This is a genomic window from Pseudoalteromonas sp. S16_S37 (assembly GCF_014694405.1).
GTDB lineage: Bacteria > Pseudomonadota > Gammaproteobacteria > Enterobacterales > Alteromonadaceae > Pseudoalteromonas.
Map to the genome: position 1 here is coordinate 1 of NZ_JAAUWV010000196.1, position 546 is coordinate 546.

The 546-nt window shown below is 46.0% G+C and carries 1 pseudogene; it reads right to left on the reverse strand.

What is annotated here, in order from left to right:
• Positions 1 to 126: 126 nt before the first annotated feature.
• A pseudogene (locus HC733_RS22595) lies at positions 127 to 546 on the reverse strand (ISAs1 family transposase); the annotation flags it as partial.

The following is a 546-nucleotide window of genomic DNA, read 5'->3' on the forward strand; positions in this document are numbered from 1 at the left end:
CCCAGATCTGAATCCTATTGAAAAGAAGTGGGCACACGCAAAATCAATCAGGCGAAAGTTTCGCTGTTCTATCGAAGAACTGTTTACTAAGCACTTGGACTATCGCAATTTATTTTGATTTAGCTATATACGCCAGTGTTGGCGGATGTAGTGGCCTAGCTCCTTATTTTTTGGTGACATTGAGCTGACGTAGTAGCTGGTATCAATACTGGTTTTACCGCCGCAGGTTCTGTGTCGTTCTACCGCAATGATGCTGCGAATTGTCGGCCAACTCGCCGCTAACGCTTCGTCTAATTTTGGCTTGAGTTGATACACTATCCGCGTCTCTGTGCGACCATGTGCTTGCTGCTTTACCTCCGTTACGACTTGCTCCTTGCCAGCACCGAATACGCGTTGAAATTGCTCGGTTACAGCCTGATATAGCTTGGGCTGATTCTTTTTAACCTGCACCACAACATCGGCTTTTTTCGCAGCGATCATTTCAAGTGTTTGTCGTTGACAATGTAGCGCATCCACTGTGATAACACTGCCCTTAATATCAAGCAC